Source organism: Planktotalea arctica (assembly GCF_002105285.1).
GTDB classification, from domain to species: domain Bacteria; phylum Pseudomonadota; class Alphaproteobacteria; order Rhodobacterales; family Rhodobacteraceae; genus Planktotalea; species Planktotalea arctica.
In genome coordinates this window covers 109496-115529 of sequence record NZ_MUHR01000020.1, presented here as the reverse complement: position 1 = coordinate 115529, position 6034 = coordinate 109496, and the positions used below count along the sequence as shown (strand labels likewise).

General features: G+C 52.0%; 6 protein-coding genes. All 6 read right to left on the bottom strand.

All coding sequences use genetic code 11. The features are described 5' to 3' along the window. Nucleotides 1-180: 180 nt before the first annotated feature. On the bottom strand, nt 181-516 hold the full coding sequence (locus B9P63_RS16465) for a hypothetical protein (protein ID WP_085310803.1): 336 nt from the start codon (nt 514-516) through the stop codon (nt 181-183). Then, complete coding sequence (locus B9P63_RS16460) at nt 513-1592, bottom strand: EscU/YscU/HrcU family type III secretion system export apparatus switch protein (protein ID WP_085310801.1); 1080 nt, start codon at nt 1590-1592, stop codon at nt 513-515. The genes B9P63_RS16465 and B9P63_RS16460 overlap by 4 nt, the downstream gene beginning before the upstream one ends. Beyond that, nucleotides 1592-2353, bottom strand: a complete 762-nt coding sequence (locus B9P63_RS16455) for a flagellar biosynthetic protein FliR (protein ID WP_085310799.1) — start codon at nt 2351-2353, stop codon at nt 1592-1594. Before B9P63_RS16455 ends, B9P63_RS16460 begins: the two co-directional genes overlap by 1 nt. After that, nucleotides 2350-4362: a flagellar biosynthesis protein FlhA gene (gene flhA, locus B9P63_RS16450; RefSeq protein ID WP_245830723.1), complete on the bottom strand. Its 2013-nt coding sequence runs from the start codon at nt 4360-4362 to the stop codon at nt 2350-2352. Before flhA ends, B9P63_RS16455 begins: the two co-directional genes overlap by 4 nt. 99 nt (nt 4363-4461) lie before the next feature. Continuing rightward, nucleotides 4462-5154 carry a transglycosylase SLT domain-containing protein gene (locus tag B9P63_RS16445; protein WP_085310794.1) on the bottom strand — a complete coding sequence of 231 codons (693 nt, stop codon included), beginning with the start codon at nt 5152-5154 and terminating at the stop codon, nt 4462-4464. An 81-nt stretch (nt 5155-5235) separates the two neighbouring features. Then, a complete protein-coding gene (locus tag B9P63_RS16440; RefSeq protein WP_085310792.1) occupies nt 5236-6024 on the bottom strand; it encodes a DUF1217 domain-containing protein in 789 nt (262 codons plus the stop codon). Nucleotides 6025-6034: the final 10 nt, after the last annotated feature.

Sequence of the window (6034 nt, the reverse complement as noted above, 5' to 3'; positions counted from 1 at the left end):
CAAGCGCTTTTTTCAGGAATCTTCAAAAAAGATGAAAAAAGTAAAATTATGTTTTATTTCAATTACTTATCCTTGAATGCAACTAACCCCTCACGATGATTGATATGTGCCGATCGGCCAGCTTTCTACATGTTGTATGCCCCCCCATAGCTGCACCCATATGCGGTGGCATAGCTGAGTCTATCGGAGAGCAAGCTCTTCGAGCACACTTTTGCGACCGAACGCCTTACGAAGTTTTGATTTATGAATTTCAGTCAATGCCCGTAGTTTCGCTTGCTCTAAACCGATTGCTCGCGCGTTCTGTCCTACCCATGCTTGCCATAGAACATCACCATCGTGCCGATGAACGGGATGCGGGTTCACAAGTGCATCAAGCGCTTTGCGATTCATCACATCCAATCGGCGTCGTTTAAGACCGAGGTTTGCTTGTGCCTGACGAAGCTCTGACGACTTACGAAGTTCGCTGTCAAAAACAAGATTTGCCAACTTTGCCAGTTCGGCCCATTTCTGCTTCATTTCCGTGTCCTCTTTTTCCGCCGCAAGACTTCAGAAAATTGAATGGCGACTGCGACCGCGGTGTAGTGCTCGGGGTGAATTTCCTGGCCAGTGTCCACAACAGCATAAAGCGCGCGCGCCGTCGGAGGGTCAGTGTGTATAGGAATGCTGGATTCTTTAGCGATAGCACGAATGCGCAATGCGACTTCATCGACACCCTTTGCCACGCAAATCGGAGCTTTGCTGCGAGAACCCTCCCACTTTAATGCAACAGCGTAATGTGTGGGGTTTACGATGATCACGTCAGCCCTCGGCACATCTGCCATCATCTGATTATGAGCCACCTCTTGCGCGCGCATCCGGCGGGCCTGCTTGAGATATGGATCACCTTCGCTTTCCTTGGATTCATCACGCATTTCTTTATGCGACATGCGGTTCTTGCGTTGATGTTCGAAGGCTTGCCAACCAAAATCCAAAGCGGCGATGGCAGTGGCCATCATCACGGTCAAAATCAGGAACGACGTCAACAGATCGAACAAAGCAAGAAGCGCGCTGCGATCACTGCCTGCCGAAGCGCCGACAACAATGTCAAAGTTCCACATTAGAAAGAGCGTAAGGCAAAGCGAATAGACCAACAGTTTGGTAAAACTCTTTGCAAACTCGAACAGACCTGCCCGCCCGAATTTGTTCTGCGTGTTCTTTAGAAGGGAAATCCGTGACAACTTAGGTTGTAGTTTACTCGGTGTGAAAAGCAGCGCCCGTTGCGCAAGAAGGCCAAGCACAATTAGCCCGGCAGGGATGGCACAAGACAGCCCGACAAAGGCTCCAGCTTCCAACAGAAATGGCGCGAAATAACCTGAACTAAAGTTCAGAAGCCGGCCACTAGCAAAAGCTCCGCTTAGCCCCAGCTGCAAACTTGTGCCGAGACTGGAGGCGGACGAACCACCTGCCATGATCAGGAAAAGCCAAAAGCCAAAATACGACAAGGCCACATTCACATCATTGGAACGCGCAACTTCACCTTTCTTGCGCGCATCATCCAGTTTTTTCTGCGTCGGCTCGTGACTCTTTTCCGCTGCTTCGTCTTGCTCGGACATCAGCGTAGCTCGCCAGTAGCGAGAAAGCCGAACAGAGCGTCAACCCACGTGCCAAGCATCGACGGTATCGCGATGGCCAACAAAAAGAGAGCTCCTGCCGTGATCACAGGTGCGCCAACAAACGCGACCATCAGTTGAGGCATCGCTCGGTTTATAACCCCCAACGTGAGGTTATAGAGCAGCGAAAGAATGATGAACGGCGCAGCCAAGGTAAAAGCCAGCTTAAAGCCCCATGCGATCTGTGCGACTCCGGTTTCAGCCAAAGCCCCCAAATCAGGAAAATCGCCCATCGGGAAAAGCGCATAAGACCCAATCAAATATTGCGCGGCGCTCACGTGTAAGCCAAGCGTCAGCGCTAGCGTCAAACCAGCCATCGTGATCACGTGGCCCATCGCCGGCAACGGCTCGACACCGGCTGTTCCCAAAATTTGAGACAGCGATGTCGATTGCGCAGCGATGGAACCTGCGGTTTGCAAACAAAACACAAAAACACGAAGTAAGAGCCCGAACCAAAGGCCGACACCAATCTCCGAGAGCAACAACCCATACCGCTCGGCACCCTCTATTGCCTGCACATCCGGCAAGGGAATGATCGGGTAAATCACCATCGTCATGCAGATTGCCAAACCAAGCTTGATCCGCGCAGGGATGGAGGCCTCTCCCAACGCGGGCAGCATCGCCACAAGCGCGGAGACCCGAAACAGCATTGCAAGGAAACCGAAGACCAACGGCTCCCAAAGTGAAGGTAGCAAAGCGTTCATGCCGCTGCCACGCCAACGATAGATGGCGCCGCTTCGCTTCCGATTTCTTCAAAGGACAAAACCGGCACGGTAATTCCCCTAGCCGCAATAACCGCGCGCACGAACCGCCGGCGCTGCGTCGAGGTGACGATTGCCGGCGACACGCCTCTTTCAGCCTGCTCAGAAACTTGTTCGCCAACGGAAGAGACCAATTTGCTGAACAAATCAGGTGGCAAGGCGATATTCGCCACCCCTTGTTCAGCGTCCAGTTGGTAAGTGCTGAACGTTTGCTCCCACTCTGGCGCAAGCTGGATAAGCGGGATGGTCCCGTCAGACCGTTTCAGATTCGAGATCAATTGAAAGCCAAGCGCTTGGCGCACAAATTCACAAGTCGCTTCTGCACTGCCATGAATCGGGCGCGCCTTTGCAATTGTTTCAATGATTATGGGAAGGTTGCGAATTGAAACCTGCTCTGCCAGCAGCAATCTTAAAACAGAGTGAAGAACATCAAGAGGCACCTTGTCGGGAACCAGCTCGTCCAAAAGCCTTCGGTTCGCGTCCGCACGTTTAGCATCACTCAAATTGACCAGTTCATCGATCAAGCGTTGTAGGGATTTGAACGTTAACAATCTGCTCAAATTCTTACGCAAACACTCCAGCAAATGCGTTGCGAGCACCTCGCAAGGGGCCACCACAGTCTGCCCTGCAAGCGCAGCTTCTTCCTGTGCCTGTTGTTCGATCCAGATGGCAGGCGCACCATAGACTGGCTCTTGAACCGGATCCTCTCCGTTTGCGCCTTCTTTTCCATCGACCAACGCCAGCAACTTGTGTGGACGAACAACACCGCGTGCTTGCTCGACACCATGAATCTTAATGCGATATGTCCCGCTCGGAAGCCCCGGATCATCCGTCAACCGAAGCTCTGGCATCACCAGACCGAACTCTTGGGCGACATGGGTGCGCATATTGCGAATACGCGCGTCGAGGCCCGTTCCCGGATCAATCACCATATCAATGAGATCAGGCGCAAATTGAACGTGAATATCGTCCAGATCAAGGATATCGGCCATCGTCTCTTCTGCGGCCACTGTTTCGGTCTCCAAAGCATCGCTTGCCTCTTTGTCCGTTTGCACCTTTTGGGATTTCTGCATGTACCAGGCCGCAAAAATCAGGCCCGCCCCGCCCAGCAGAAAAGGCACAAAAGGCAAGCCCGGCACCAAAGCGAAAAGCAACATCAAAAGCCCGACAGTCAACAAAGCTGCAGGATGTCTGCCAAGCTGAGAAAACAACGTGATGTCCGTTGCACCGACGGCCCCGCCTCGGGCCAGAAGCAAAGCGGCAGAGATAGAGATGATGACCGCCGGAATTTGGGACACCAGACCGTCGCCAACGGTCAAGATCGCATAGGTTTCAAACGCCTCAGACAAGGGCATCCCGTGTACGGCTGCACCCATGATCAAGCCCATGACAAAGTTCAACAGCGTAATAAGCAAACCGGCGACAGCGTCGCCCTTCACAAACTTGGATGCGCCGTCAAGCGAACCGAAAAATGTCGTTTCCTGTTGATCACGCTCACGACGCGCTTTAGCCTCCGCGTGATCAATCGCGCCTGCTGACATATCACTGTCAATAGCGAGCTGTTTGCCGGGCATGCCATCTAACGCAAATCGCGCACCGACTTCGGCCATACGTGTTGCGCCCTTGGTAATCACCATGAAATTCACGATGAGCAGAACGCCAAATACGACCAGTCCCAAAAACACGCTGCCGCCCATCACGAAACTTGCGAAGCCTTCGATCACTCCGCCCGCAGCGCCAGTCCCCGTATGGCCCTGACCAATAATTAGCTTGGTGGAAGAAATATTGAGAGACAGCCGCAGCATCAATGACGCCAACAGAACGGTTGGGAAGGACGAAAAGTCCAGCGGACGCTCGACGAAAAGCGTGATCGTGAAAATGAGAATCGCAAGGCCAAAGGAGATCGCGAGGCCCATATCCAAAACAAATGCAGGCATCGGCAGAATCATCATGATAATGACGCCCATCAGGGCAAGTGCGAGCAATATAGTTGGGTTAAAACCGAATTTAGCCAAAACGACGCTCCAGAATTTTGATGATGCTTCGCATGCTCACCGGGACGCACTTGGGACGAGTGAACCGAGGTGTGCAGTACCTGAAGTTGCATGAAGTAAAGGGTAGGTGTTCATGCGCGGCTTTGACGTCACGCTCGTTTGTCGCGCATGGTCCATTATTGGCGCATCATTATCGTCGTAATGCTGAAGGAATTTTGCTTTATAAATGTTCGCCAAAGCTTCTGTACGCGAATGATATGCTCCGGCGGCAGCAACCCAATTCCCGAACTCGGCATGAAGTGATTTCAAAAAGCGCGCAGCATAAAGTGCATTCGTCCTTGGTGAGATCATTTCGTCCAAACTGGCGAAACCTTCGTTGTGCCAATGATAGTTCAGTTGAAAAAAACCCACATCAAAACGCCGCTCACCAGACGCAATTAGCGATAACGCCTTTTCCAACAACTCCGCTTCGGTGGCAAGCCAACTGCCCTTTCCAGCGACGTTAATCGCCCACGGCCAAGGCTGGGTTTTCCCCTCTACCTTCCGGCCCGTTTCGGTGCGCGCGATCGCGAGCAGTACATTTACCGGAACATTTGTTTCATGCGCCGCAAACCAGGCAGCTCGATAGCAATCATCTGATTGCGAAACCGATGCCCGGAGCAAGGAAACGCTTGTCACAAGAAGGAATGCCGCTGAAAAGAAAATGACAGCTTTAGATCCGTGGCCGTGTGCCGGCCCTGTGTTTGTCATGCTTCGGATCACTATAGCCCCGCCAAATTGCATCGTTGCAATCCGTCTTACTGGCGAGAGCTTTACAATTAGTAACCATGATCAGGCGGACAGCAACTGCAAAGCTATATTTTGTGATGAATAGCTTTGCCCTTGCTTTAGCTGGTCGCGCAAAAGAAAGCGGTCGATCACGTCAGAGCTTAGGCCATGCGATGCAAGCTCATCAATTTCGCCAACACCAAAGGTGCTCAAAGATTTATCCCGGAAAACCTCGAGTTGTTTGTCTATATCCAACTGACCAAATGACGCGGGCAGTCCAAGTGCAGTCTCAAGTACAGATCTGAGTGGCGGATTGCCCATAACGAGGAACCATTTCGCATCTTCGCTCACATCCAGATCAGCAAGTTTCTGGAATTCTGTCTCTGCATTCAAGGCAAGCCGCAAGTTAGGCCGGGTTTCACCCACTAAAACCGCAAAACTTTGCGCCCTATAATTATGGATCATCTCTTCTGCTGTGCTCGGCAAAAGGCCAACGAAAGAACCAAGCCCATCAAAGGCAAAGTCAGTGGCGAGGTTTTTGTAGCGGCTATCTGACATGCGATTGGCCAAGGAATCTGCATCGCTCGCCCCCTCAGCCAAAATGCGCTTGACGAAAAAGCGATTGCTCAGATCGTCCTGTAACCCGTAAGCGCCAAGAGCGACGGACAAAATTTGGCGATCTGCGACCACATCTTCCGCTGATCTAAGAGAACCTGCTTTTTGTTCGAAATGTGTGGTCAGTCGTTTTTGCTCTGCACTGTTGGAGAACACCTCCATCTGACTAGGTAGCGTTCTTTGCAAGTTGCGCCAAGCAACAAGCCCTGTACCGACGACGATTGGTTGAAATCCCATTTCACCAACC